This window comes from Paenibacillus castaneae (genome assembly GCF_002884445.1).
Classification (GTDB): domain Bacteria; phylum Bacillota; class Bacilli; order Paenibacillales; family Paenibacillaceae; genus Pristimantibacillus; species Pristimantibacillus castaneae.
In genome coordinates this window covers 238,126-264,112 of record NZ_KZ614144.1, presented here as the reverse complement: position 1 = coordinate 264,112, position 25,987 = coordinate 238,126, and the positions used below count along the sequence as shown (strand labels likewise).

The following is a 25,987-nucleotide window of genomic DNA, read 5'->3' as shown; positions in this document are numbered from 1 at the left end:
ACAAACAGCAAGCTGTAGAAATTGCAAAAATCCACAACCTATTGAGGTTGTGGATTTACATGGTGGAGGCGAACCGTGCGCCTTAGCATACTCAGTCCAGAGTTTGGATTTCATCGCCTGACACAATCACATTGCGTATGCATTCCTTCAGCTTATCTACTGTTTTTGTCGGTGTGCCTGAGTCGGTCACCAAGACATCAACTCTTTTACTTTCAAGCCCAAATAAAAAGCCACTCCTGTTCATTTTTGAAGAATCGGCGACTAAAATTAATTTTTTGCTTTGCTCCGCCAAGGTTTGAGCGACCTGCAAGGGATCGATTTTAGAAAAAAAGCAACCTTGTGTACTGATTCCCATGCAGGAGAAAAAAGCTTTGTCAAAACGATATTGCTTGAGCTCCTGATGGAGCTTATAGCCCGTTGTCATCCCTTCAGAAGAGACCTCTCCACCAATTAGAAACAGCTTGGACCGGCTCTTCATCTGCAGCATATTGAGGATGATTGCGGGGGAATTGGTAACAATCATAAGCTCCATTTCCGGAGGAATGTAATGGGAAAGAGTATAGCAGGTTGTATTCCCGTCAATAAACACACTGTCCCCATTCTCCAAAAGAAGTACAGCTTCTTTTGCGATGCTATTTTTCTGCTCATAATGTAACATCATTCGTTCATTGAAAGGCAAATCCCAGGTCGTTTGTTCCCTCATTACGGCTCCCCCGTAGGTTCGGCGAACCATTCCCTTCTCATCTAAAATGCGTAAGTCCCTGCGTATGGTTTCCACAGATACCTCGTATTTATCGACCAACTGCTCGACAGTTACATTGCCATTGTGCTTTACTTGCAATACAATTTCATTTCTTCGGCGTATTGCACTCATGAATTCAAGTCACTCCCCTTTTTAATGACTGTAAAACGGAGCAAAGAGAGAACCCCCTCCTGAAATCTCGCACGTTATCTCGCGCAAGGGTCAGTGGAAGGATTCTCTCAGGGCCAAATTGCTACTATATTGTTTAGTACTAGCTGAACAAGCTTATTATTTAAACTCTTTTAATGCCTTGACCGCATCGCTTTGTGCCGCTTTCAATGACTCAGCAGGAGCTGTGCTTCCCGTCAGTGTCATTTCAAGTGCCTTGCCGACGGCATCGTCAACTACGCGCTTTGCTGACGTTGATACACCAATCGTAGCGTATGGGAATACTTCTTCAAAGGCTTGCGCTTTTTGCGGATTATCAGCATAATTCTTCTTCAACAAATCTGTATCTTGTGAGGACAGCGTAGCTGGGAAGTAACCCGTCTTAGCGGCATAAATGGCTTGAGCCTTCGGACCCGCAAAATATTTCAGGAAAGTCCAGCCCGCCTCTTCTTTATCCGGATTGCCTTTAAACATGATTTGGTTACCGCCATAAAGCGTCGTCCGTTTTTCATTCGTGTCGCCTTGCGGAACCAAGGTTATGCCCCATTGGAAATTATTTTGGATTAATTCGAGCTTCGAGCTTGTGCGTGCAGTTGTACTAATTTCCATCGCTGCGCGACCGTTTGTAAATTCTTGTTCCGTATTTTCGGCAAGTACAATGACTTTCTTATCGATTAAGTTTTTGATGATCGAAAGAAGCTCTAGTGCTTGCGGATTATCATAGTTGACGGAGCTAGCATCTGGTGCAATTGGCTCGATTCCGAATGTCTTCAACCAGCTGTAGAACGTGCCTCCCTGTAAGCTAGTACCCATAACGAGTGCAGGTACGCCTGTTTTTTCATAAATGGTGATCGCCTGCTGCTCAAATTCCTTCCAAGTTTCCGCAGGCTTATCGAAGCCTGCTTTTTGCAGAAGATCGATATTGTAGTAGGTCCCCATAGAGCTATTTCCGTGTGGCCAGCTCATTGTTTTCCCTTCATACTCTGCGATCCTTTGACGGGCTAACACTCCTGGCATAATATCATTCAGTTCCTCTTGGCTTAGTCCAAGATCGGGGTCATTAATATACGAGTCCAAAGCCACTATTTTATCAGCCTTCATATATTCTAACGTGTCGCTCTCATAAGCCATGGCGATTACAGGAAGTCCTCCGCCTTGAAGCGCGGCCCGAACTTTTTTGTTCAAATCATCGTAAGAGCCTTGGAACGTTTCTTTCACTATAATTTTGCCTTCGTATTCTTTGTTGAATTCATCTACGATTTCTTTAATGGCTTCTCCATAAATTGTAGCTTGGATATGCCAGAAATCAATTTCTACCGGCTTCTTGACATTTTCTGCTTTGGGGGCAGCAGCGACTTCCGGAGTTTTTGCTGTATTCGTTGTTACCTCAGTTGGGCTGCCGCATCCAGCAACAAATAATAAGACAAGGGACAACATAGTTACCATCATTAGTTTGAAATTTTTAATCATGATCATAGTCGACTCCTTTATAATTATTTTTTTTGGTGCGTATAGCCTAATAAGTGTTCAATCTCGATCCTCTGCCCGTATGTAGGCAAGAAGGTTCTAACATTTCGACTATCTAATAATGATGGGTGCATACTATGCAGTGGGATGACGATCTTTGGACGGATCGCCTCTGTTAATTCCGAAATCTCGTCAGGTGCGGCATGGCCGCCAGTCGCACAATATTCATAAGAAACATTAAACATCGATAGCCACCGCAATAATGTCTCATCTGATTGATGTAACGGGTTGCCATCGGCATGCACATAATGGGATTGCAATCCTGTTTCCCCGCAAGCTTCTAGCTCCGCCATCCAGTGCAGCTGCTGATAAATTAAATAGATGGAGTAATGGCTTTTGTTCTTCACAATGTCAGAAAATTCGATTTGCTCATAAGGTAGATCAATTTCCTCAACGACTGGTTTATTGATTCGATTCGGCAGTACGAGGATTGTGTCAGTATCCGTAACCGCGGGATGTGCTTTAAGCGGTTCAATTCCTTCACGAATGGCTGTCACCCAAAATGTAGCTGTGCTTTGATCCATGACAAGCTTTCTGCCCGCTTGCTTCGTAGCTGTAATAATATCTGCTACACGTTCGATGTTACGAGCAAGTATATTCACATAAACAAGACCTTTAGCCTCTGCCATCACACGACTGTACGTGTTAGCTACATCTAGCTCTTTACGATCTACTGGTTTGTTAAAAATCGTTTCCTGCCGTATTCTTGTACCCTCTGTAATCAAAATATCGACTTCCGCTTTCCTGCACAGCTCGATAAATCGATCCATTCTTCCAGAATGACGGCCATGTCTTCGCCAGTCTCCAGTAAAAGCAATGGTATGCTCCTCGCTGCGGAGAATAAAGCCTGATGCGCCTGAAGTATCATGATCAACTTCGATGATTTGGAAACGGAAATCCCCTACATTTACTTCCTCTAAATCAGCAAGCGGCTTGATTTCAGCCTTTGTTCCGCCATATTCACCAGATGCTACAACCGCCTTGTAAATCGATGCCGCATCTCTGTTCATATACACGGAGGCTGATTTGTCCAAATAGGGAAGAAGTGCCATATGGTCCTGATGAATGTGGCTGATGAACACTTCCACTTGCTCATAGTTCGGCAATTCGGTTTTGTTCCAAACTCGCAGTAAATCATCAGGCTTCAGCGATTTTAAATATGAAGGGTCGTAAAGCTCTGTTACAGGAGGTGCTGTGCGGGTCAAAAGATAGCTTAGAATGCCCTCCTCCGGATGCCCTTTAACTTGCTCGTTAAACAACCCTCGCGGTGCTAACCCCAAATCAAATACCAAAGCCTTTTTGCCGCTTTCGAACACAATATGGACACCTCCAATCGTGTTCATTCCTCCATAGAACGTTAATGTATCTTTAGACATTTCTCCACTTCCCTTCATTTGGTTATGATGTCAACAGTCATACCCTCTGTTGTTCTTTGCTGCAAGCTTTCGATGAATTGGGCAAGCTCGTCCATAGATGTCAATTGAAGATCCCATTTATTCGTGTCATAGCTACGGTAGGGAGAGATAAATACGGTGCGGCCGCCCGATCTTCTCACCGGATAAAGATCGTTCCATGCATGGTCACCAATCGAAACAATTTGATGGGGGGCTATGTTTTCTTCTTGGACCAATTGTTTGATGCGCCCCTCTAATCCATACGGCTTTTCTCCACCAAATGTGATCTCATCAAAGGCGTTCTCTAAACCCAGAAAGCTTACAAATCCCTCCGCAGCTTCCTTCTGCGAATTGGTCATCAGTATTTTTCTGTATTTCGTACCTAATTCTCTTACAAGGCGGATAACCTGTTCATGCTTTTGAATGGCATGGGAGTTGCCTACCATATCCCTTCTTACTGCCATAAAGGCTTCCTGTCTTTTTTCCTTGCTGATTCCATAAAACTGAGCAAGCACATGAAGTACGCTCCAAGAGTCTCCTACATAAATCACATCCTCCATAGACGTTAGCAGTTCTGTATTTGTATAATCCCAATCCTGAGATCGCTCTCCCTGCCATGTATACGCAGCTATCACTTTCTCATTATCGTGATGGAAACACAGCTTATTTGGGACATAATAGAAATTACCGATTTTACATGGATGCTGACCCTGAAGTATATTATTCAAATCTTGGAGAATATCAGCTTTGTATGGCTCATGAGGACCACCATCAACCATATAATTTAAATAGCGGTACATAAATGAATGATCCTGATATAAGGTGCCATCCAAATCAAAAATAATAACCTGAATGTCTTCTATCCAATTCAAATTCTTTCGCCTCCATTACGTTTTTTGATGTTTTATTATCCTTTAAGGCCGGTAGCTACAGCCCCGGAGTGAAACCATTTTTGAGCAAAAATGTAGAGAACAACAATGGGGACAATAGTAAAAGTAGCGGCTGCCATCAAATGATGGTAATTATGCCCTTCCTCGCTGACAAAATAGAGCAGCCCTACTTGAAGCGGTCGTAATGCTTCGTTAGAGGTAATCAGCAACGGCCATAAAACGCTGTTCCATTTTCCAATAAAGCTAAACAGGGATGCTGTCACAATGGATGGAGCAGAGAGCGGCACCAGCACTGTGCACAAATATCTGAAATAAGTCATTCCATCTACTTGTGAGGCTTCGAAATATTCCTTCGGCACAGACAGGAACGCTTGCCGCAGCAAAAATATAGAGAAGGCGCTCGCAAAGAATGGAAGCATGATTCCCATATAGCTGTCGTAGAATCCTTGCCCGCCCTGGCCAAGCCAATTGTTATTTCCCGCAAACGGAAAATGCCTCAAGGTTACAAAATTCGGAATGATCGTAATATCCGAAGGGATCATCATCGTGGAGATGACGAAGAAGAAGATCCACTTACTTCCTTTAAAAGAAAAATGGGAAATGGCGTATGAAATCGGGATACACACCGCAAGCATGAAAAGCGTTCCCGCACCCGCTACAATCGTGGAATTGATAAAGTAGCGGCCGAAAGTCGCTTCCGGTTTAAACCAAGCATGTATATAATTCTCGAACATCCAACGCTCCGGCAGGATATGAGGTGGAATTAAGTTTATCTCTGCTTGTGATTTCAAAGAGTTAAGAAACATCCATATGAATGGAAACATCGATAATAAAGCTAATCCGATTATCAATATGATGACTAATGTCCACATTGATTTAGAATACAATTTATCCAAGCTGCGCATGGGCGAATGACCACCTTCCTTTTATCTTTGATAATGGACCCGCTTTTCTCCGAAACGGTATTGCACCCAAGTAAGCGCCAATAGGATAACAAATAAAAACATAGAGACTGCTGCTGCATATCCGACTTGACCATATGTATAGAAGGCACGAAAAATATACAGAGGCAAAGACATTGTTGATCCCCTCGGGCCGCCCTCTCCATTGGTGAATACATAGAAGGCGTTAAACGATTCGAAAGAGCCTATTACAGAAACGATGGTTAACAAGAATAGCATTGGCGATATCAGAGGAAGAGTGACATGACGGATAAGAGCCGTTGTTCTTGCCCCATCGATCTTAGCCGCTTCATATAACTCCTTCGAAATATTACTGAGCCCCGCCAAAAAAATGACAATATTAAAGCCGACGCTTCCCCAAACCGTAAATAGCATAATAATAAGTAAGGCATAGGTAGGTCCGCCAAGCTCGATTGGAAGCCAGCTTGGCCATTTTAATCCGATCAGAGCTAGCCATTTGCTGAAAATAGGGTCTGGATCAACTAACCAATTCTGCTTCTTGAGCCCAACGGATTCCATCACAGAATTTGCGATACCCACATTGGGATGAAATATCCATTTGAATACAATCGCGGCAGCCACTTGAGATGTAATGAAAGGTAAGAAAAAAATGGTGCGCAGCATCGCTTTTCCTTTAATACTTTGAAACAAGAAGTAAGCGATGATAAAGGCAAGCACAATCGATACTGGAATCGTGCCTATCGCATAATATATGGTCACGATGATGCTCTGACCAATCTCACCGATTCGAAAACCGCGATCCGGATCGATATAAAATATTTCACGTAAAAAGATACGCGCATAATTATCTAATCCGATGAATTTCTCAGGCACAAATCCCCACTTCCAGAAACTGATCCATAAACCGAACAGCATAGGCCACAATTGAAATAGGATGAGCAAGAGCAGCGCTGGCATGGCATACATCCAGCCTGTTCTCGCTTCTTTTTGTTTGAGTTTGGATACTTTCCGATAGGTGGGTTTGACGGGCGCTGACACTGCTGCTGCAGTTCCGATTGAAGCCCCTGTGGAATTTCCTGATTTTGTTCCGAGCACCCTATTCTTCAGCTTAAGTGCAGCCGTTCTCACCATGGATTGCAGCACTCCTCTTCTATATGTTTGAATGGTATATGTTAAAGTTAACGTTTTATTGTTATTGCTATGTCAGCGTTACTTTAACGTTTCGTATGTATTTTGTTGTGTTTTATCACAAAACTTGAATATATTTGTTGAAACGGTCATGGTCATGATCGAATCGTGTAAGAGCGAGGAAATGCAAAAACCACAACCTCATGAACTGCACCCCATTTGTTAGACACCATCTAACAAGTGGGGTGCATTTTTGTGGGGAAGTTTTCCGAAAGGGAGAAGTATCAAGCCGTACAGGCCTATTTAGACGGCAAAGAATCCTTCAGGGAGATAGGTGTACGCATCGGTGTGGACCATAAAGCTGTTGAAAAGTGGGTAGCCCTTTACCAAATGAACGGCATGGAAGGTTTGGCTAAGAGATATACAACCTACTCAAAAATGTTTAAACTAGATGTACTGAATCTTATGAATGAGTCAGGGACGTCAATTTTAGAAACAGCTGCTAGGTTTAACATTCCTGCACCTTCAACCATTCTGCAATGGAAGAGGGTTCTTGAGCAGCGAGGTGAAGACGCCCTGATACCGAAGAAAAAGGGGCGTCCATCCATGAAGGAAGAAACGAAGAAAGCAACTCCAGCTGAAGGCTCTATCGAAGCGCTACAAGCCGAATTAGAACGTCTACGTATGGAGAACGCCTACTTAAAAAAGTTGAATGCCTTAGTTCTAAGCAAGGAAAAATTACAAAGCAAGACAAAGCGCAAGTAATCTTTGAACTAAGCTAGAATATCCCGTTACATCATTGCTTGAGTTGGCTCAAATTCCGCGTAGCACGTACTATTACTGGGTCAGCACCTTTGACCGCCCAGACAAAGACGCAGCCTTAAAAGTTCGTATTACAGCGATTTATCACGAACACAAGGGCCTCTATGGGTATCATCGTATTACAGATGTGCTGCACAATGAAGATGAGCGTGTAAACCATAAGAAAGTGCAACGAATCATGCAGGAGCTTGGCTTAAAATCCGTCGTGCGTATGAAGAAATATCGTTCATATAAAGGGAATGTAGGTAAAATTGCGCCGAACATACTGGAGAGGAACTTCATCGCATCAAAACCGAACGAGAAGTGGGTAACAGATATTACGGAGTTCAAACTATTTGGAGAGAAGCTGTATCTATCACCAATGCTCGATTTGTTTAACGGTGAAGTCATCGCCTACTCAGTGAATTCCCGCCCGACCTACTCCCTTGTTTCAAAGATGCTGGATAATGCGTTTGAACGATTGAATGATAAAGATGTCCTTCTTATCCATTCTGATCAGGGCTGGCATTATCAAATGCGTCAGTACCAGCAAGCATTAAAGGATCATGGGATCACACAGAGTATGTCACGCAAAGGAAACTGTTACGATAATGCAGTCATCGAAAGCTTCTTTGGCACATTAAAGTCCGAGTTCTTATACACGCAGGAATTTGAGAGTGTTGAAGAGTTTAAAGCAGAATTAGATCAATACATCACGTACTACAATCACAAGCGGATTAAATCAAAGCTAAAGGGCATGAGCCCGGTACAGTACCGGACTCACGCCCTAGAAGTAGCCTAATAATATAGTGTCTAACTTTTGGGGGTCACATCATGCGGTTGTGGTTTTACATAGTAGGGTACAATATCACAATAAAGTGATCTCGGCGACTGTGAAACAACAAATCATATTCCTATTTCTCTCATTTTCACCGTTATTTGCTCGACCCTTTCATCCATATCTGTCCCGTCATACTTTGGAAGTTTCAGCTCGCTTACGATTTTTCCATCGAGCATGAACATAATACGCTCGGTCCGCGCCGCAACCTTTGCATCGTGAGTTACTAGCATAACCGCAGTTCCGTCCCCGTTAATTTCAGAAAATATATCCATAATCCTCTCCGCAGATTTTGAGTTGAGGGCACCCGTCGGCTCGTCGCCAAAAATGATTTTTGGGCTGTTCATTAAGGCTCGGCATATACCCGCACGCTGAAGCTGGCCTCCCGAGACCTGCGTAATGTCACGCTTCTCAAGCTCCGCAATGCCTACCCTTTCCATAATCGCTCTTGCCTTCTCCGAAATTTTTTCCCCGTTTTTTCTGTTGCCGCGCATTGACGGAAGAATGATATTGTCGAGAATATTCAAATTTTTCAACATAGTCGGCTGTTGAAAAACAAATCCCATTTTTGTTCTACGAATATCTGAAAGTTCATTCTCAGAGGCCGCCGATAAATCCATGCTGTCAAAAACGACCTTTCCTCCGTCAACTGTGTCCATTCCGCTCAGCGCAAACATCAGTGTCGATTTTCCCGAGCCAGAAGGTCCCACAACCGCAACGAACTCACCCTCGTTTATTTCAACGGAAACTCCATCGATAACATTACGCTTTTCATTGCCCTCGCCATAAGATTTTACGATATGTTCACCGATAATAATCTTCTTCATATGCCTACTCCTTTATATTTTCGGATATTTTTATTTTTCCCGCGCCTGATGTGCCAATCATCGTTGCAATAAGTACCGCGCCTATCATCATCAAGGGACTAAACAGATACGCCGAAAGAGGATTGACCGCAAAATGAAACGTCGATGCTCCAAACGAGGAGATCATCAACCCCGCAAGCATCTCTCCAAGAGTGTTTGCCAGAAGCGTGCCGAGAACAATTCCTACAATCAGAACGAATACTGTACGCGTAACATACTGCGCCTTAATATCCGAGTTTGTAAAACCGAACGCTCTCATTACGGCAATGGAATATTTGTCCTTAGCGACGAGCATTTTCATAAATAACAATGTAACGAGTACCGTTATGACCAGCGCAACGGCAATTGCAGCATAGGAGGCCATTTCGACTGAGCTTATTGTCGAGCCTAATGTCTGTTTAACAAATTCATCAATATCCGAAACCTTTGCCAAATCAAACTTGTCTGCATATTCCGAAACCTTTGCGTCGGTAAGAGATTTATCCGAAAGCTCCGCGCTGATAATGCTCCATATAATGTCCGCCGTATTGTCGGTGAAAACAGCCTTTGCGGTTTTACCACCGTTTGTAACATCGGAATAAATTCCGCTTATCGTAAGATTTTTCTCAGTTCCCTCAATCAGCAGTTTAATGACATCTCCGACTTTTTTACTCATTTCATCGGCGTTTATAGATGAAAGTGCAATCTCGTCTTCTGCGGCGGGTGCCCGGCCCAATGAATATTTTATAGGAAATATCGAATGATCGCCGAGCTCAACTTTTATATTTTCCTCCGAGCCGTTTTCTGTTTTTGCTTTTAATGTTTTAATTGTTAGGACGGCATACTTTGAAATGGTACTATCGTTTTTCATAGTCTCTACTATAACAGCGGCTTCATCAGTAGAATTGCCGGCCTGCTGTATGCGCATATCGTAGTTTCCAATCCCCATATAATTAATGAAGGTTTTTGAGGAAATCGTGTTGTACAGATTCTGCGGAACAATAATAATAAATGAAGAAATGACCAGCACCACAAGCATAGTGGCGTAAAGTCTTTTCCTTGCAAGAACATCTTTGATACCGAGAAAAATATTCGTGTCAAACAGCCTGTTTCCGCTCAGGCTAAAACGCTTTGCACCCGTATTTTTTTCCTGGGAAGTGCCGAAGCGTATGGCTTCTGCAGCGGATATTTTCCGAAAGCGTCTCAACACTCCATTTACATAAGCAATAATTGCAAGGAATACAAGCAGTATGCCGATTATTCCTAAAGCCACAGCAAAAAAAGAATTGTCGCTTTCCCCCATATAAAGCCGTATGTTATCAAGAAGCAAGCCTTTGAACATAAATGAAAGAGCAAAACCGAGTATACTGCCTGCCGCCGCAATCGCTGCATATTTCGCAAGATAAATCTTTTTTATGTCGGATAGACGCAGTCCTACTGCCTTCATAACGCCAATTTCGCGGTAGTCCTCTTCTATTTTTGCAAGGAGTGTGAAACGTATGCACATAAATGCAATTGCAACGACAAGTACGCTTATAAGAAGAATAACCGCAATCATCATCCCATCAGATAGTGCGTTCATCATTGTAAAAAGCGTGTATGTAACGGATGGTCCGTTCGCTTCAAGTCCTGCGGAGGCATAAGCCGTTGCAAACGCACCGATCGCAGAGACATCCTTTAATCTGAACTCAATTAGATACTCCGTACTTCCAAGGTTTTTAATCTGTGCGTAATCATTTTTACTAACAAGAAATCTTTTTGAGCCGGCGAGCGAGGAATTCATCTGCGAATCACGGAGAAACCCCGCAACGGTAAATTCATTCCCGCTTATTACTGCCTTGTCACCGGCCTTTGTGGTATTGTCCTTCAAATAGCTTACTGGAACATAAAGTTCGCCGTCAGATACGTTGATGATGTTTCCATCCAGATCAAGAAGATAATCGAATTTTTCGCTCTGTACGCTTAAACCGTTGTCCTGAACGCTGTTTGCAAGCGAATTATCGCCCAATATAATCTGCGCGCCGTCAATGTTTAAAAATTCAAGAACTTGAAATTCATCGACATTGTTATTTTGCTCCGCAAAAGTTGTAAGCCGCGCAGTATCAATTTCACCCGCATGCATCTGCATAAAATGCGTAGTTTTAGCTTGTGTCATGAGCGTATCTAGCGCGCCCGAAAGATTAATGACGAGTATCGCCGCTAGTGAAACAAGCATAGCTGATGCAGCGACAAATATCATTGTTGTCAATGTTATCGCTTTGCTCTTTAAAATATCATTGCGGATTATTCTGTTAAACATAAGTCACCTCTGTTTTCCCGAATTACTCATTACTGTCTCTATTTCCACTGCCAAACATCTGCATTACGTCTATAAGACCTCCGCTTTTGACAGCAAGCAGCCTTTCTACATTGAAAACAAAAGCCTGTATGCGTGAAGCTCGCTCTTCGTTCGTCATTTGAACCATATCATCATCAAAAACGGTATTTGCATAGATCACAACCATTTCCATGCATTCATACGGGTACGGCGTGTGGAACAGTCCCTGCTGGATGCCCTCACGAATAATTTCCGACAGTATCGGCGTAATGCCGCTGATGATGGCCCTTTGTATTTTCTGATGCATAAGCGCATTCTGCGGCTTATGAATGTGCTCCATAATTTCCTTGCTGCTTCCGCCACTTAAGTTCATTGCCATAACAACGCGAATAATGCGCTCTACTACGGGTATGCTCTTGTCTTCGGCAATTTCCTCCGCTGCGCCTAAAAGTCGGACATTATACCGCTCAATCAGCGCGTCCATAATATCCTCCTTCGACTTGAAGTGATGATATAACGTTCCGCGCGCAATTCCGACCTTCTCGAGAATATCGTTTGTACTTGTGCCATCAAAGCCCTTCTGACCGAAAAGCTCATCAGCTGCGTCAATTATTTCGTTTTTGCGTTCCTCAGCTTCTTTTACAACTCTCATCTTTACATCCCCTCCATAAACCGACCGACTGCCTGTCTATACGTTTGGTTAATAATAACATATTATTCTATTATGTTGTCAAGAAGACGTTTTAAATTAGTGCTGCTGCATTGAAGGAAAGCAAAAAAAAGACCTCTACCGAGGTCTTAACCATAATCACATGATACAAAGTGTTCTACTCTTTGAATTTAAATTGGGCCACAGAGCGATTCAACTGTTCAGCTAAATTCGCCACTGATTCAGATGAGGCAACGATTTCATCCATTACATTAGTCGATTGTTGTATGGCGGTTGAGGTTTGATCAACACCCACGCAACCTACAAGCCTAACTTTTGACCTTTCTCCAGCCGTTGAATTCTAGTTTCTCCTTCATTAGCCAGTTCTCTGAACTGATTAATGGTTTCACGCATTCTTGGGAGCGCCTCCTGCTTATACGTACTAATCGAATCTAGCGCTGACAGCACATCAACAAAAGCCTGTTTCATCGTATCGACTGAAATATTCGTTTCGAGTGACTGCTTTTGGATTGCTGCGCCCTGATCTTTGAGCATTTTTGAAGTGCCGCTTATGAGATTGTCAGTCGTTTGATTGAGAAGCTCAATCTTTTTTAGAACAATTCTCTGATTGTAGAGGGCGCTTGCCACTGTAACCGAAATTTTCAGGGCGGACACCGTAACATTTCTAGCTCTGTCTACCCCTCTGATGAGCTCCTTATTATTTCTCATGACAACCTCAATAGCCATAATTCCCTGTTGGTTAACGACCAGCATTTGCTGCAAATCCATAAGACGCTGGCGCAAAGGAAACAATACTTCCTCCGTGATGAAAATAATTTTATCTTCAGATTCCTGACGCAGCTTAGCCGCTTCAATCTGTGACTCAATCTCTGCATCCATTAGCACGCCAAGCTGGATTTCCTTTTGAAGCTTTTTAGTGAGCTCCCTAAGTGTATGCTGTTCGAGCTCCAACGTTGTATTATCATTCTTTAATATCGTTTTCCCCTTATCCAAAGATAATATAATGTCTGAAATGACAGCATCTGCTTTCTGGTATTTCACAAAATAACGCCGCAAAGGGTTAAAGAGCTTGCCTAACAGACCACTTTTGGCAAAATCCACAACACTTGGGTCTAAATCTTTTAGCTGAAGATGCAGCTCCGTCAAACCCTTAGCTACTTCCCCGCCTTCATCCCCTGTTTTGGATAAGTTCCCTACAGCTACTTGCAAGAGAGCATTTTTTTCCGAGGACGACCTCATTGAGCCCATTCCGAAGCTATCAATGGATTGCAGCACCTCTCTCCGCTTCTCCAATGACTCAATATCCAATGCCAGAATCGTTGAAACATTGTTTAAGGCCAGCTCTTTTAACTGCGTTACTTCCTCGGGCTCAGGCTTAACCTGCTCCTCTATCGCCGTTTTCAATTTCTCCTCATTAATTACTTCCATTGTAAAAGACATTGCAGCCCCTCCTCATGAGTTAGCATTACATTTGAACGTTGAGCAAATTGCCAATTTTATAAACAACATCCTCTGTATCTGCATTAATGCTGGCTGCCTCATTAATGCTTGAAATGCTTTGAAGCGCCTCGATATTCGCATTGTATCCAATCGTATAGATCGGGATTTTGTACGTCTCAATCAATCCTCTGATATCCTTAAGCGAATTCCCTTCATTCGTTTCACCATCGCTCAACACAAAGATCAGCGGCTTCACGTCCGGATGCAGATCTATCTCATCCTTAAGCATTTTCATGGCCACTACAATGGCGTCAAAAGTTGCTGTCCCCCCGCTAGCCTGAAGACTGTTTATAGCTCCGACAAACATAGACTGCTGATTCGTATCGTACTTCCCGATAGGAAGATTGATGGCAACATCACTGGAGTAAGAAACAAAACCAATACTATTGTCACGACCTAAATATTTTTGTCCTTTCAATAACGATTCCTTCAGCCGATTCAACGGTTCACCGCCCATGCTGCCAGATACATCAGCTACGAACACAGCCGCATTCGGCTTACTCCCATCCTTCTTCTCCTTCCACAGCTTCTGCGCAGCAGACAAAAGACTGCCATCTACCACTCCAAGCTCAGACTGATAATCTTTCAGACCATTGAAACCTTTTTGCTCCGCTAAACGCTGGTATTTTTCTTGCTCCACAAAATCGGCAAACTTCTGAATGATCTCCAACTTATCCTTAGGCAAATCACCCAAAGCATAAAGCGGGCTGTCATGCCTGACGCCAAAAGGAGTGAACACATAGCCTGCTTTGAAATCCGTCGCATTCACAAAGGTTTGATACTCTAAAACAAAAGCATCCAGCATGCCTGTCTTGGCTGCCTCGCGCATTTGCAGCGTGGTTGATGCCAGGAAAGGAACATTAGCCTGGAATTTCTCAAAGCCTTGAACTGCCTTCTCCCCAAGCAGGTCCGAGCTGTCAAAGGTTCGGAGGGCAGTTACTAGAAAATTGAGACCCGTAGAACTGGCAAAAGGATCCGTATACCCCATAGCCAGCTCATTATCCGCTATAGCGTCTGTAACCGTCTTTATATTCAGAGCACCGTACTTGCTTACCAGCTCATCATACTTTTTCTTAGTTGTTACAATACCTGCAACATTGCCGACAAGACGCTTAGAGACAAGCTGCGTAGGGATACCGTCTGCTTTAACCATTTCACCCCATAGCTCATTAGAAGGGGTATACGCATCTGGTACATATTTACCCGACCTTATATAATCAGCAGCTGTTCCCGATGCGATATTACGGATCATAACGGACACCGTTTTTCCATTTACCGAAATATTAGACTTATTGAATTCAGTCGCTACTTCATTTAACCAGCCATCAACTCCCGTTCCAGACTTCTCTGTAGAAGAAAAAATTTCTACGAAGCTATCGGTTGTATTAGATACCGAAACAGGAAACTTAGAAATATCGGGTAATGAATCGCCTATCTCCACAGGATCAAGATCGATTTGGCCCTTTATCGGTTCCGTCATCGTCACAGAAATACGGTTATATAGATTATCCAGCTTTTTAGCCGCATCCTCCGAAGTGATTTGAGTCTGGGTTTTGCCTAAATTGGACGTCAAACTGATCCCTAAATACACAAGCAGAAAAACAACTGCTGCAATTCCCACTAACACCACAAAAGCTTTCCCTTTACCCGCCATATCTGTCCCCTCTCATTGCTTATAAAGTTTGGTCTGCTTAATTAATAAATCAATTTCCTTCATACAGGGCATATCCTCGACATCTCTATAATCCGCACTGTCTAGCAGAGAGATTTCCAATAATAATTTATCTAGCTTTAGTAAAATTTCTTCATTTGCACCAAGGTAACCCGTCACATAGGATAAGTACTCGTTGTATAAATCGGTTTTTTCCTTCACTAGTTTGTCAGAAAAATTCGCGGATTTTTGTTGATTAGTAAAGCTTGAATATCCAGAAGCCTCGAACACTGATAGTTTATTGAGAATTCCCCGAATATTGAGATAGAACAGCTTCTCAACCTCATAGATAACCGAATCAAACTTCTTGTAGCTTAACTCTGTCTGATCAAATCGCTGGCTAAGCACCTCAGACAAAGTAATCTTCTTCTTTTCCATTCGTTCCAACTGATCAATGGCAAGAGAAATATCCTTCTTGAGCTCTTTGGAATTCCGATAATGGTTAAGTGCAGCCATATAATCCTCACGCGTGGCTATTTTTTTAACTGGTGCCGCAACAGGAGCTTTAAAGAGTAAAGCATAACTCCCGTAAAGCAGTACAAGGAAACTCACCACCAATAAAGTTACGGCTGAAGCTGTTTCAAGTACACTTTCACCTCCTATTTCCACACCCAGAAGCCCTGGTGATAGAACGATTATATTCAGGACCGCAACTGCGCCTACAAGCCCAAACAGCTTCGAGAATCTCCCGTTATCCAAAGTACACACGTCCCCCGCTAATACAGTAACTTACTCCAATTCGGCTTTTTTAGAAGCGTCAAGATCAACATGCTTCATGAATAAAATGAAGATATAACTCTCCTTATGCTTATTTTGATCAGAGAATAACCGAACAAGCTCTTAATTTTACTGATTTATCCGATTGATTTTAATAATGGGAAAAAGAGACCCTATGGAACAGCAAAGTGGACTAAAGGGATTTTTCTAGAAATTAAGAATATACATACATATAAAGCTTAGATTCCAGCGGGTTCCAAAAAATACTTGTTATTATTGGAGGAGTGAAAATGCCTGTACCGATTCAACAAATTCGCCGTATAGAATTTAATGATGAAGAAATTGGAATGGGGTTTAATAGTGATACTGGATTGGCAGTTGGAACGGGGCTTGAGAGTTTTACCATACCTGGAGCAGTCGTTGCTTCGGGACAAGAGGTCCTTGCATCGATTACAATAATCAATTCGCATGAAGAACTTATGGGAAGCTTAGGGATGTCGTTCGAGGCTTCGGGCAGATACGGATTCTTTTCTGGTTCAGCAAAAGCAAATTTCTCTGAATCTTCCAGTTACAATTCAACGTCAACATTTCTTGTAGCCCGCTGTGTCGTTCGAAATCCATTGACCCGAGGGAGAAACTTTAAAGTATCATCTGCCGCACAGGCACTTCTAGATACAAACCGATTTGCTGAGTTTAAGAAAGCTTTTGGAGATAGCTTTGTTCGTGGTCTTCAAACCGGAGGGGAGTTCTATGCTGTCATTCGAATTACTTCTGTCTCTTCATCCAAACAAAGCGAACTATCAACCGCATTACATGCAGAATTCAATGGTTTAGTTGCATCAGGAAGTTTTTCAGGGAAATTTGAATCGGCGAACAAAGAATCAAGTACAAAGTCTGAATATAGTGCGACAATGTTTCAACGTGCTGGAAGCGGCGCTCAAATCTCCCCTACTATTCAAATTAGTGAGGTTATCGAACGATATAAAAATTTCCCTGCAATTGCAAAAGCAAGTTCTTTTGCATATGAGACCGAAATTGCCACCTATGATACGATACCTTTGCCTATGCCAACCCTTGAAGAACAAGAAGATTTCTTATATGCACTGCGAGATGCACGCGAGCAAAAGTTACACTACATTCAGGCCCGAAACGACTTGGAATTTGCCCTTCGTAATCCAACATTTTTTGAAAATCTCCCTCCAGCCGAAGTTCTTAATCATGCTATCAGTGTCTATTCCAAGCTCATAAATGCAGTAATGGATCATGCCATCCGTCTTTCGAGAGGTCAAATGCAGCCTCCAAAGGTTTTTGAGCCTAGTGAATTTTCTCCTCCTCTCGTTGAACCTGAAACCATCACCTTGCATAGAATTGTTCCTGCTAACCCTCCAGCTCAAACTAATCCTGCACCAACGGGAAATAGAGACTTAAAAGACATAATAAGATTACAATCCGTTAAAGATTTGCAGACATTCAATATTAGTAAATTCATCCGGAAATAAGCTGATTACAGATTAAACTTAAAAGGCCATTCCAATTCGGAATGGCCTTTTAATCTCACAAATGCTATCGTGTTTACTTTTTCCGGTACCATGGCAAACGCTCTAACGGAGCTTCGACTTCCTGTTCGCACGGTCCCATAATGACGGAACCGTCATCACCAACCCATTCCCCCGGAGGGAAAACGATGATTCGACGAGCTGCTCCCTGACTCAAAACAGGTGCTACCAGAATGCGATCACCCAAAAGAAACTCGTCCATAACTGATTCATATCCCATATCCGGATACATATATGCCAGATGACGCATAACAGGCTCTCCCGTCATCCCTGCCTGAACGGCTAATTCCTCGATATACTCGCCCATTTCAACGTGCAGCTTTGCCGCTTGGATACATAATGCTGCATGCTCTTGATCAAGAACACGCCAAGGTGCCGTTGAAAACTGCATCATCGGGAACAGGGCAGCACACTGTGCGTAACGCACGAATAGTTCCTGATCTACCTTGAAGTCCGGTCTAACTAAATCCTCATATTGGCCGCCGCCCACCATATCAGGACAGTTAAATGCGAAGCCAAGAAGTCCTTGAGCCAGCCCATTCGGAATCAGGCTTCGGAGACCATCAAGTCCCCAGCTATGATTCTTGTCGCTCAGCCGCTGCACAAGCGGTTGACCACCCATTTTCCAGCAGGCGCGATATTCGTTGTAACGGTAGTGCAATCCCAGGCGCGCCCAGATTTCACTCTGTTCATTCGGTGTAGTTGGTTTATGAGTCACGTCATCCCGTGTGTAATATTCCGGATCTCCAGCATCCAGTTTGAAACCGTCTATGCCATAAGACTGCATCAGATTATCCAATTGTCCCCTGAACCATTGTTCCGCTTCCGGATGGGTAAGGTCGAGAACCGCACTGAACCCGTTCCACCATTCACGGATCGCAGGACGGCCATTCGCGCCGCGAATAAGATAACCTTTTCTTTGTAGCGCACGGTATACAGAGCTGTCCGGACTTATAAAAGGACATACCCAAAGCATCACTGTAAAGCCAAGTCCATGCAAATGCTCTACCATTTTCTTAGGATCTTGAAATCTTTTCCTGTCAAAATCCAACGTCCCGTAATCCTCATGCCAATTGTCATCGATCATTAATAAACCAGGAGGCAGACCGTTCGCGAGAATCGCTTCTGCGTAATCTATCACTTTCTGCTGTGTACAATCATATGACATTTCCATCCAAGTATTATATTGTGGAACGTTGAAAAACCTTTTGTCCGGTGTAGCTCCGTTTGAAGGGAAGAACGTTTGTGATGCTTGCAGGAAAGCTTCTCTTAAATTCTCACCGCCCCGGTCAGCATATATCGATTCTGTCATCCCGCTTACCTTAAGCTGACCATTCATTATCTCGAAGCTGAAGGGCTCTTCAGACCATACATAACGACCTTTGTTGGATAAAAGAAGCGGTGACCCTTGATTGTAGGCCAAATGACCGTTCAGATCCCTTTTCACTTCACCCTCAGATGAGAAGGGCATATGGATTCCGTCATTTACAACACCGCCCCACCATACTTCATCCGGTAATATGTCCAATACCATGTCCCGTTGTTTCATTCTCCTACTCCTCACTCTCTCCTTAATCCAAGGAAGGGATAGCTTACTCTTTGACGGACCCTAGTGTTAATCCATTAACAAAATATTTTTGCAGCAGCGGATAAATAATCAATATAGGAATCATGCTTACTAATATTTTGGCCGAGTTGACCGTCTGGTTCGAGAGTTTTGAGATTCTTTCAATCTCATCAACAGTCATATTTGCACTTGAGTTGTTGAATTGAACTACAATCTGATTTAAGTAGGTTTGCAGAGGCTGATTCGACGGATTGTTCATTAAAATAAGTCCATCAAAAAAAGAATTCCAATGTGTAACGATACTGAACAATGTAACGGTTGCCAGTGCCGGCAAGGACAGCGGAACATAGATCTGCAGCAGCGTACGCCAAGGCCCTGCCCCATCAATCGTGGCGGCATCATCCAGTTCTTTCGGGATACCACGGAAGAAATTCATCAATATAATAACGTTGAAAACAGGAACCGCGCCCGGGAGCACCAATGCCCAAATCGAATCCAGCAGTCCCAAATCACGTATCGTGATATACCAAGGAATTAAACCGCCGCTGAACAACATCGTAAATACGATAAACCACATATATACATTTCGCAACCGAAAAATATTCACTTCGCGCGAAAGCGGATAGGCCATAAGAATGGTTAGGGCAAATTGAATTCCCCCTCCCAGCAATACTCTTTTCACAGATACCCAAAATGCCGTAAAGAACGCTCCGTCCTGAACAACAGCCCGATAAGCCGCCAAATTAACACCCTTAGGCCATAAAATGACAGATCCCGCGGCAACAGCCGACTTATCGCTGAATGAAATGGCGAGAATGTGCAGCAACGGAAACAAACTAAGGGTGGCGATACCGCATAAAATAATTAGAATGACTCCGTCAAGAATCCGATTGAGCGGTCCTTTTCCATAAACCATAGTTGTAATCCCCCTGTCCTGCTAAAAAATCCGATAATTTGCAAATTTTGCAGCCAATTGATACGAAATATAAATCAAAATCAAACTAACGATGGATTTCAGCGTACCAACCGCCGTAGCTAGTTCGTATTGTGATTCAATTAATCCCATTCTGTACACATAGGTGTCAATAATATCGCCAGACTCGTATACTAGCGTGTTATATAGATTGAATACCTGTTCAAATCCTGCGTTTAAAACATTCTGAAGGCTTAATGTTGCAATAAGAATGATCGTTGCCGAAATTGCAGGAAGCGTCACGAATCTAAGCTTCTGCCATCTCGTCGCTCCATCGATCTCCGCCGCTTCATACAGCACCGGATTGATGGCGGTTAATGCAGCTAAAAATACGATTGCAGAGAAACCGAATTCTTTCCATACATCTGTTCCAACAATGACAAACGGAAACCAGTTATTACTGCCGAGAAAGAATACAGAATCAAGGCCAATTAGCTCCAATCCTTGATTAACTACTCCATCTAGCGACAGCATCTGTCCAACAATACCGCCTATGAGAACCCAGGAAATAAAATGGGGCAAATATACGATGGTCTGTACGAAGCGCTTAAAGAACCGAGCCCGCAGTTCATTTAGAAGCAGCGCAAAGATCAAAGCAGCAACCAAGTTAGCCGTTATTTTCATAACTGCGATAAATATCGTATTTAAAAACACTCGCTTGCTGTCAGGTATTTCAAGCATATACTTGAAATTCTCCAGACCAACCCATTCCGATCCCCAGAATCCTTTAACCGGGCTAAAGTCCTGAAATGCAATTACGATACCGAACATCGGATAAATACTGAATAATAGGAGAAGCAATATACCAGGAAAGAGCATCAAATGGTAGTGCAGAGCTATTCGTTTATTCATCTTTGATTTCCTCCTTCTTACATGAGATAGCTAAGAGCCGGACTTGACCGGCTCTTAGCTGCTTGTCGATGGAATTATTTCAATTGCTCACGAACTTCCTCGGTAATTTGACTTCCACCTTGCTTATTCCACTCTTCAACGAACTGATCAAAATAATCCAGTGGCTTGTTACCAAGCACAATTTGCATAAATGCAGTATCTTCAAGCTTAGTAAGGTTAACCCATTTCCGTTCCATCGTTTTGGTCTTGCCGTAAAACTCACTGTATACGCGTTCCTTATTCTTCTCGGCTACAAGTGGTTGTACGCCTATAACGCGGGAGAACGGTTCTCCGTATTTGTCCGAATTTTGGCTTAGCCATTCCTCTCCCTGCTTCCACTGCTCTGCCACTTTCTTTGCATCTTCAATTAAATAGGCAGGACCATCATAAGTCGTTTCATCCACGGTTTCACCAGCTGCGATTTTCACTACCAGTTCATGCAGCTTTAATACCTCATCTGCGCGCCAGAGACCAATATAAATAGGAAGAGCATTGTCATGCACCGGTGGATTTGCATCGTTGTAAGGATCGATCGATTGATCCTCATATTGCATTCTTACTTGCCAATTGAGCAGCTTTACAGCAGCTTCTGGATTAGAGAAACCTTTTTTGACAACTAGTATGTTACCGATTGGTCGTTCTTGCTTCGCATAATAAGTGCCGTCTTCCGAGTCCTTAAGAGTGTAAGCACGCCATACGGCATTCGGATCATTCTTGACGGAGTCCGTCAGCGGCCACCATCCAGCCCACCACGAGCCAAAGAATATACCGGATTTGTTGCTTGCAATAAGCTGAGCTGCCTGATCCGATTTCTTGGCACCAAATTCTTTATCGAGAAGCCCTTCAGCATACATAGCCCGAAGCGTTCCAAGTGCCTCCTTGGTTTCCGGTGTTGTTGAACCGTATACCACATCTCCATTTTCATTCTTCACCCAAAATCCTGGGAATGATTTATTCTTGTTAAATACCGCATCGAATGAAAGCATATCTGCATTAAAGAAATTACTTTGTCCAGGAATACCGACCGTATCGTTCTTCCCGTTGCCATCCGGATCCTGTTCGATAAATGCCTTAGTCACTTTTTTCAGTTGCTCCAGGGTGGTTGGCGCTTCCAAATTAAGCTTGTCCAACCAGTCTTGACGCACCCACACCATAGGTGTGTTATTATCGATGGTTCCCATAGAGGATAAACCATACAGCTTTCCGTCTACCTCCATCGTTTCGAGTGCTTTGCCGCCATCTGATGTATACAGGTCTTTTAATCCATCCGAAGCATACCCCTTGTATGCCTCTGTCAAATCTTCAATCATGCCGTTATGGACCAGTTCCAAATACTCATCGAATCCAACAAGGAACATATCCGGAATGTCGTTGCTGGCAATCGATAGCTTTAATTTCTGAGTGTACGGGTCGCCGGCTTTTACCGTCCATACATAATTTAAATCAGCCTGCAATTTTTCTTCTATTAATCGTGTCCACGCATTATCAGTCAGCGTATCCCCTACAGGCAGATTGAGGTTAATATCTCCCTCGCTTTTCGCCAAATTAATGGTTACTTTCTCCGGTAGTGGAGCAAATGGATCTTTGCTCTCCACGGAAACCGAATTATTCTCTCCCTTCTTGCTTTCCTTTGTTCCAGAAGTATTAGAGCATGCAGTAGTTAAGAGTAACAGAAGAGACAGAAGCAATATGGACCCCTTTTTTTTCATCTTTGAAACCCCTTTCAGAATCGTATTTAAGCAGCGTTTTACTTTTCAAATTATAGCACCGCTTTCTCTTCAGACGGGAAAGCCATTTGTCCTCTTTACCTGTGGTTTTTGTGCTTGAATGATTTACTTTACACAATTAACACACCATTAATAGATTATTTTCTCCCATATAAGCATCAAAAAAAAGAAGCCGCCGACTACGATGCCTGCGCTTCCTTCATACTTATTATTGAATAGAGAAGTACATTCAAAACCGCATACTGGAGCGATACTGGCTTGGCAGAAAGCCTGTCCGTTCCCGAAAGAGCTTGCTGAAATACTTATCGTCCTGAAACCCCACTTCTTCAGCTACCCGGTAGACAGGATAATTGGTATTCATTAATAGTAGTTTAGCACGGTTTAATCCAACATTTTGAATGTATGTGGCAAACGAGACTCCTACAACACCTCTAAAGCATTTGCTGAAATAGCTGCGGCTCATGCTGACATGTACACATAACTCCGCTTGCGATGGCTGCTTGCCATCACACTGATGGATATAATCCACCGCGAGTAATATTTGCTTTATTACTTCCTCCGTATAATTCGTCCAGATTAGCCGGCTGACTGCTGCTTTGCGAGTGTCTTTCATCCACTGCAGAATTTGCTCCCGACGTTCATCCTTGTCTATAGAATCCTTTTCAAATATATCAGCATAGGCCGGAAGACACTCTGCCCAATACTCTAAAGCTTTTTTTAGTATTACAGCACAATTATCCACTTTTTGCTGCTCAAGCTTACTCATCATTTGAGAAAACAAGTCGTCATCCATTAACCAACTTACCTGTAACCATAGCTCCTTCATCTCCTCGCTGGAGGGAATTGAATCTATTGCAATCATAGCTGCCGTTTGATCCAATCGAGCTATGCTTATACGTGAAACAATTCGTTCTAAAGCTTGTTCCATAACATCTAGCTCCAGCTGTGTTTTCACTAAATAATCCACTGCCCCGAAACGGAGTGCTTTCTGTACATACTCAAATTCCTGATGACAGGTAAGAATAACAGTCGAAATATCAGGGTACTGCATATGTACCAAATTCACAAGATCGAGCCCGTTCATCCCAGGCATTGAAATATCGATAAACATTAAATCAAACGATTCCTTCTCAAGCAGCTTGAGCGCCTCCTCGGCGTTCCGGGCTTCACCTGCCACCTCGATCGAGAACTTGTCCCACGGCATCGTCATTCTTAATCCGACACGAACTAAATGTTCATCATCTACGATCATTGCTCTTATCATCAAATGACACTCCTTCAATCTTAAGCGGTAATATTAGCGACACAATCGTCCCTTTGCCTTGTTCGCTCTTCATATCAAATTTGGCCTGCTCCTTATAATAAACCTCCATCAGCTTGATTACGTATTTCAATCCGATCCCGAGTCCCGACTTTTGTTCCTCAAATCCCTTATCGCTTAGTAAGTGCTGTAATTGCTCCTGATCCATACCCGTCCCGTTATCCGACACGCACATCTCAAACTCGATTTCATTCAATCGACGGATGGTAACCAATATCTCCCCTTTATCATCTGGAAGCCCGTGATACAAAGCATTCTCAACTAAAGGTTGCAAAATAAAACGCGGTATAGGTACGTCTAGTAAGGCCGGATCCACATCTACCTTTACTTGAAACATATAATTATAACGGATGTCTTGCAATTCAATGTAATTGGAGAGCGCCTCTACCTCCTGACCCACTCGAACGATGATATTCTGCTTCCCCAAATTATAATGCAGTACACGGGTAAAGACAGATACAAGTCTATCGATTTGTGGTTGGTGATGTATTCGTGCCAGCCACTGAACAGTGTTTAATGTATTATGTAGAAAATGAGGATTGATTTGTACTAATAGTTTCTCTACTTCCATCTCTCCTCTTCGTTTCTCTCCATGTTTAATCTCACTGATCATCTCAATCAGTCTGTTGCGCATGTCGTAGAACCGTTCCAAGAGAATATCGAATTCATCCAATCCGGTCTGAACAGACGGGGAATCAATCGGTTGTTCACCTGTAAACAATCGTACTTCTTTCGTTATGAGCTGCAAGGGCCTATTCACCATTCGCCAAATGACCATAGCAAATATAAGACCCAGACTGAGCGATAATGCCGAAATATACGTGTATTGCCGCAACCACTTCTTGGTTTCCGCTTCATATTCAAGCTTGGATACAGCCATCACGAGCGTCCATCCGTTACGATTAGAGGACTCATATATTTGAAAATTTCCGCCCAAGTTATGAATGTCAGACAAACGCTTGCCTTGAGCGGCAAGCTCACTATCATCGCTATATGCTACCTTTCCATCAGGATTGACAAGGAAATAAAGCGCCTTCATTCCTAGTCGACTGGGAGAAAGCATATCCTTGAAGTTATCAGCCCTTGTTTCAACATATACGTAAGTGTTAGGAAAATCGTCGCTTACCTCCCGCATAATCGAGAATACAAGTCGATCTTCCGCTCCCCTAACTACCGACGGATGTGGTCCGTAATAAGAAATACGGTTAGCCTGATAAAATAATGGCAATGTTTCGAGATTCAAATTGTCCGTTATCGGCATATTTTCAAACCGGTACACCGTCTCTTCTCGGGGAAAATAATAAAATATTTGTCCCAGACTTGGATTAGATAAATTAATAAGGTTCACCGATTTATTAATCGCTTTAAAAAGCACAGCCCGTTCATATGGAGTCTCTGCCTGAAGAAACCCGACTACATCTTGTCCGGTACCGCTGTCAAATGTAAGCATTTGGGATGCATCGCTCAAATTGCTCAGGATTCGTTCAATCGATTCTCTTCCTGACTTGACACTACTCGTTAAATCTTCATCAATCTTAGTGGTTTGAACCGCAGACATCCACTCAAAAGATATAAATCCAATTAATACGACTGGAATCAAGACACTGACCACCAGAAGAATACTGAGTCGCCCACGTAAAGTCCTAGGCCAAAGACGTCTAGGAGTTGTCCTGATTTCGTCGATCTGCAACATAATCTGTCCTCTCCCTCAACTGCCATTCCCCATAATACAGAACTTCCAAAGATCCGTTTATAGTCGCTCACAGGTGCAATATATTGAT

Annotated in this window: 19 protein-coding genes and 2 pseudogenes; 2 read left to right on the top strand and 19 right to left on the bottom strand. The window is 43.0% G+C overall.

From position 1 onward, the window contains the following. Positions 1–91: 91 nt before the first annotated feature. The 7 genes and pseudogenes from CEF13_RS01240 to CEF13_RS01215 form a co-directional block, all read right to left on the bottom strand. Positions 92–703, bottom strand: a complete 612-nt coding sequence (locus CEF13_RS01240) for a DeoR/GlpR family DNA-binding transcription regulator (protein ID WP_243864940.1) — start codon at positions 701–703, stop codon at positions 92–94. Continuing rightward, a pseudogene (locus CEF13_RS29610) lies at positions 704–874 on the bottom strand (DeoR family transcriptional regulator); the annotation flags it as partial. It lies immediately after the preceding gene. 156 nt (positions 875–1,030) lie between these two features. After that, positions 1,031–2,380, bottom strand: coding sequence for an ABC transporter substrate-binding protein (locus CEF13_RS01235; protein WP_166742985.1), 1,350 nt, complete (start codon positions 2,378–2,380; stop codon positions 1,031–1,033). A 23-nt stretch (positions 2,381–2,403) separates the two neighbouring features. Then, positions 2,404–3,813 carry an MBL fold metallo-hydrolase gene (locus CEF13_RS01230; protein WP_166742986.1) on the bottom strand — a complete coding sequence of 470 codons (1,410 nt, stop codon included), beginning with the start codon at positions 3,811–3,813 and terminating at the stop codon, positions 2,404–2,406. A 14-nt stretch (positions 3,814–3,827) separates the two neighbouring features. Beyond that, on the bottom strand, positions 3,828–4,703 hold the full coding sequence (locus CEF13_RS01225; protein WP_102709046.1) for an HAD family hydrolase: 876 nt from the start codon (positions 4,701–4,703) through the stop codon (positions 3,828–3,830). Between the two features lie 35 nt (positions 4,704–4,738). Further along, positions 4,739–5,626: a carbohydrate ABC transporter permease gene (locus tag CEF13_RS01220; RefSeq protein WP_102709045.1), complete on the bottom strand. Its 888-nt coding sequence runs from the start codon at positions 5,624–5,626 to the stop codon at positions 4,739–4,741. 21 nt (positions 5,627–5,647) lie between these two features. Continuing rightward, entirely contained in the window at positions 5,648–6,775 is a 1,128-nt protein-coding gene (locus CEF13_RS01215; protein WP_102709044.1) for a carbohydrate ABC transporter permease, read from the bottom strand. Between the two features lie 252 nt (positions 6,776–7,027). Here CEF13_RS01215 and CEF13_RS01210 point away from each other — a divergent pair. Beyond that, a pseudogene (locus tag CEF13_RS01210) lies at positions 7,028–8,375 on the top strand (IS3 family transposase). 104 nt (positions 8,376–8,479) lie between these two features. Here CEF13_RS01210 and CEF13_RS01205 read toward each other — a convergent pair. The 6 genes from CEF13_RS01205 to CEF13_RS01180 form a co-directional block, all read right to left on the bottom strand. Beyond that, positions 8,480–9,238 (bottom strand): ABC transporter ATP-binding protein, encoded by a 759-nt coding sequence (locus tag CEF13_RS01205; RefSeq protein WP_102709043.1) that lies wholly within the window; start codon positions 9,236–9,238, stop codon positions 8,480–8,482. Positions 9,239–9,242: 4 nt separating this feature from the next. After that, positions 9,243–11,555 (bottom strand): ABC transporter permease, encoded by a 2,313-nt coding sequence (locus CEF13_RS01200; protein WP_102709042.1) that lies wholly within the window; start codon positions 11,553–11,555, stop codon positions 9,243–9,245. A 22-nt stretch (positions 11,556–11,577) separates the two neighbouring features. Further along, positions 11,578–12,225 (bottom strand): TetR/AcrR family transcriptional regulator, encoded by a 648-nt coding sequence (locus CEF13_RS01195; protein WP_102709041.1) that lies wholly within the window; start codon positions 12,223–12,225, stop codon positions 11,578–11,580. 318 nt (positions 12,226–12,543) lie between these two features. Next, positions 12,544–13,683, bottom strand: coding sequence for a toxic anion resistance protein (locus tag CEF13_RS01190; protein WP_102709040.1), 1,140 nt, complete (start codon positions 13,681–13,683; stop codon positions 12,544–12,546). Positions 13,684–13,708: 25 nt separating this feature from the next. Beyond that, on the bottom strand, positions 13,709–15,397 hold the full coding sequence (locus CEF13_RS01185) for a vWA domain-containing protein (protein ID WP_102709039.1): 1,689 nt from the start codon (positions 15,395–15,397) through the stop codon (positions 13,709–13,711). A gap of 12 nt (positions 15,398–15,409) precedes the next feature. Then, a complete protein-coding gene (locus CEF13_RS01180) occupies positions 15,410–16,162 on the bottom strand; it encodes a hypothetical protein (RefSeq protein ID WP_342352578.1) in 753 nt (250 codons plus the stop codon). 299 nt (positions 16,163–16,461) lie between these two features. Here CEF13_RS01180 and CEF13_RS01175 point away from each other — a divergent pair, with 299 nt between their 5' ends. Beyond that, complete coding sequence (locus CEF13_RS01175) at positions 16,462–17,670, top strand: hypothetical protein (protein WP_102709037.1); 1,209 nt, start codon at positions 16,462–16,464, stop codon at positions 17,668–17,670. 73 nt (positions 17,671–17,743) lie between these two features. Here CEF13_RS01175 and CEF13_RS01170 read toward each other — a convergent pair whose 3' ends face one another. From CEF13_RS01170 to CEF13_RS01145, 6 genes are all read right to left on the bottom strand, one after another. Further along, positions 17,744–19,276 (bottom strand): glycoside hydrolase family 31 protein, encoded by a 1,533-nt coding sequence (locus CEF13_RS01170; protein ID WP_102709036.1) that lies wholly within the window; start codon positions 19,274–19,276, stop codon positions 17,744–17,746. Positions 19,277–19,319: 43 nt separating this feature from the next. Then, entirely contained in the window at positions 19,320–20,210 is an 891-nt protein-coding gene (locus tag CEF13_RS01165) for a carbohydrate ABC transporter permease (protein WP_102709035.1), read from the bottom strand. A gap of 21 nt (positions 20,211–20,231) precedes the next feature. After that, positions 20,232–21,119, bottom strand: a complete 888-nt coding sequence (locus CEF13_RS01160) for an ABC transporter permease (protein ID WP_102709034.1) — start codon at positions 21,117–21,119, stop codon at positions 20,232–20,234. Between the two features lie 74 nt (positions 21,120–21,193). Next, on the bottom strand, positions 21,194–22,867 hold the full coding sequence (locus CEF13_RS01155) for a type 2 periplasmic-binding domain-containing protein (protein WP_102709033.1): 1,674 nt from the start codon (positions 22,865–22,867) through the stop codon (positions 21,194–21,196). Between the two features lie 247 nt (positions 22,868–23,114). Further along, positions 23,115–24,149: a response regulator transcription factor gene (locus CEF13_RS01150; protein ID WP_102709032.1), complete on the bottom strand. Its 1,035-nt coding sequence runs from the start codon at positions 24,147–24,149 to the stop codon at positions 23,115–23,117. Further along, positions 24,124–25,806, bottom strand: coding sequence for a sensor histidine kinase (locus tag CEF13_RS01145; RefSeq protein WP_166742960.1), 1,683 nt, complete (start codon positions 25,804–25,806; stop codon positions 24,124–24,126). Before CEF13_RS01145 ends, CEF13_RS01150 begins: the two co-directional genes overlap by 26 nt. Between the last annotated feature and the right edge of the window lie 181 nt (positions 25,807–25,987).

Excerpts from the sequence above, each read along its gene's own strand:
- CEF13_RS01240 (WP_243864940.1), bottom strand. The coding sequence starts at position 703 with ATGAGGGAACAAACGACCTGGGATTTGCCTTTCAATGAACGAATGATG.
- CEF13_RS01235 (WP_166742985.1), bottom strand. The coding sequence starts at position 2,380 with ATGATTAAAAATTTCAAACTAATGATGGTAACTATGTTGTCCCTTGTC.
- CEF13_RS01230 (WP_166742986.1), bottom strand. The coding sequence starts at position 3,813 with ATGTCTAAAGATACATTAACGTTCTATGGAGGAATGAACACGATTGGA.
- CEF13_RS01220 (WP_102709045.1), bottom strand. The coding sequence starts at position 5,626 with ATGCGCAGCTTGGATAAATTGTATTCTAAATCAATGTGGACATTAGTC.
- CEF13_RS01215 (WP_102709044.1), bottom strand. The coding sequence starts at position 6,775 with ATGGTGAGAACGGCTGCACTTAAGCTGAAGAATAGGGTGCTCGGAACA.
- CEF13_RS01205 (WP_102709043.1), bottom strand. The coding sequence starts at position 9,238 with ATGAAGAAGATTATTATCGGTGAACATATCGTAAAATCTTATGGCGAG.
- CEF13_RS01200 (WP_102709042.1), bottom strand. The coding sequence starts at position 11,555 with ATGTTTAACAGAATAATCCGCAATGATATTTTAAAGAGCAAAGCGATA.
- CEF13_RS01195 (WP_102709041.1), bottom strand. The coding sequence starts at position 12,225 with ATGAGAGTTGTAAAAGAAGCTGAGGAACGCAAAAACGAAATAATTGAC.
- CEF13_RS01190 (WP_102709040.1), bottom strand. The coding sequence starts at position 13,683 with ATGTCTTTTACAATGGAAGTAATTAATGAGGAGAAATTGAAAACGGCG.
- CEF13_RS01185 (WP_102709039.1), bottom strand. The coding sequence starts at position 15,397 with ATGGCGGGTAAAGGGAAAGCTTTTGTGGTGTTAGTGGGAATTGCAGCA.
- CEF13_RS01175 (WP_102709037.1), top strand. The coding sequence starts at position 16,462 with ATGCCTGTACCGATTCAACAAATTCGCCGTATAGAATTTAATGATGAA.
- CEF13_RS01170 (WP_102709036.1), bottom strand. The coding sequence starts at position 19,276 with ATGAAACAACGGGACATGGTATTGGACATATTACCGGATGAAGTATGG.
- CEF13_RS01165 (WP_102709035.1), bottom strand. The coding sequence starts at position 20,210 with ATGGTTTATGGAAAAGGACCGCTCAATCGGATTCTTGACGGAGTCATT.
- CEF13_RS01160 (WP_102709034.1), bottom strand. The coding sequence starts at position 21,119 with ATGAATAAACGAATAGCTCTGCACTACCATTTGATGCTCTTTCCTGGT.
- CEF13_RS01155 (WP_102709033.1), bottom strand. The coding sequence starts at position 22,867 with ATGAAAAAAAAGGGGTCCATATTGCTTCTGTCTCTTCTGTTACTCTTA.
- CEF13_RS01150 (WP_102709032.1), bottom strand. The coding sequence starts at position 24,149 with ATGATAAGAGCAATGATCGTAGATGATGAACATTTAGTTCGTGTCGGA.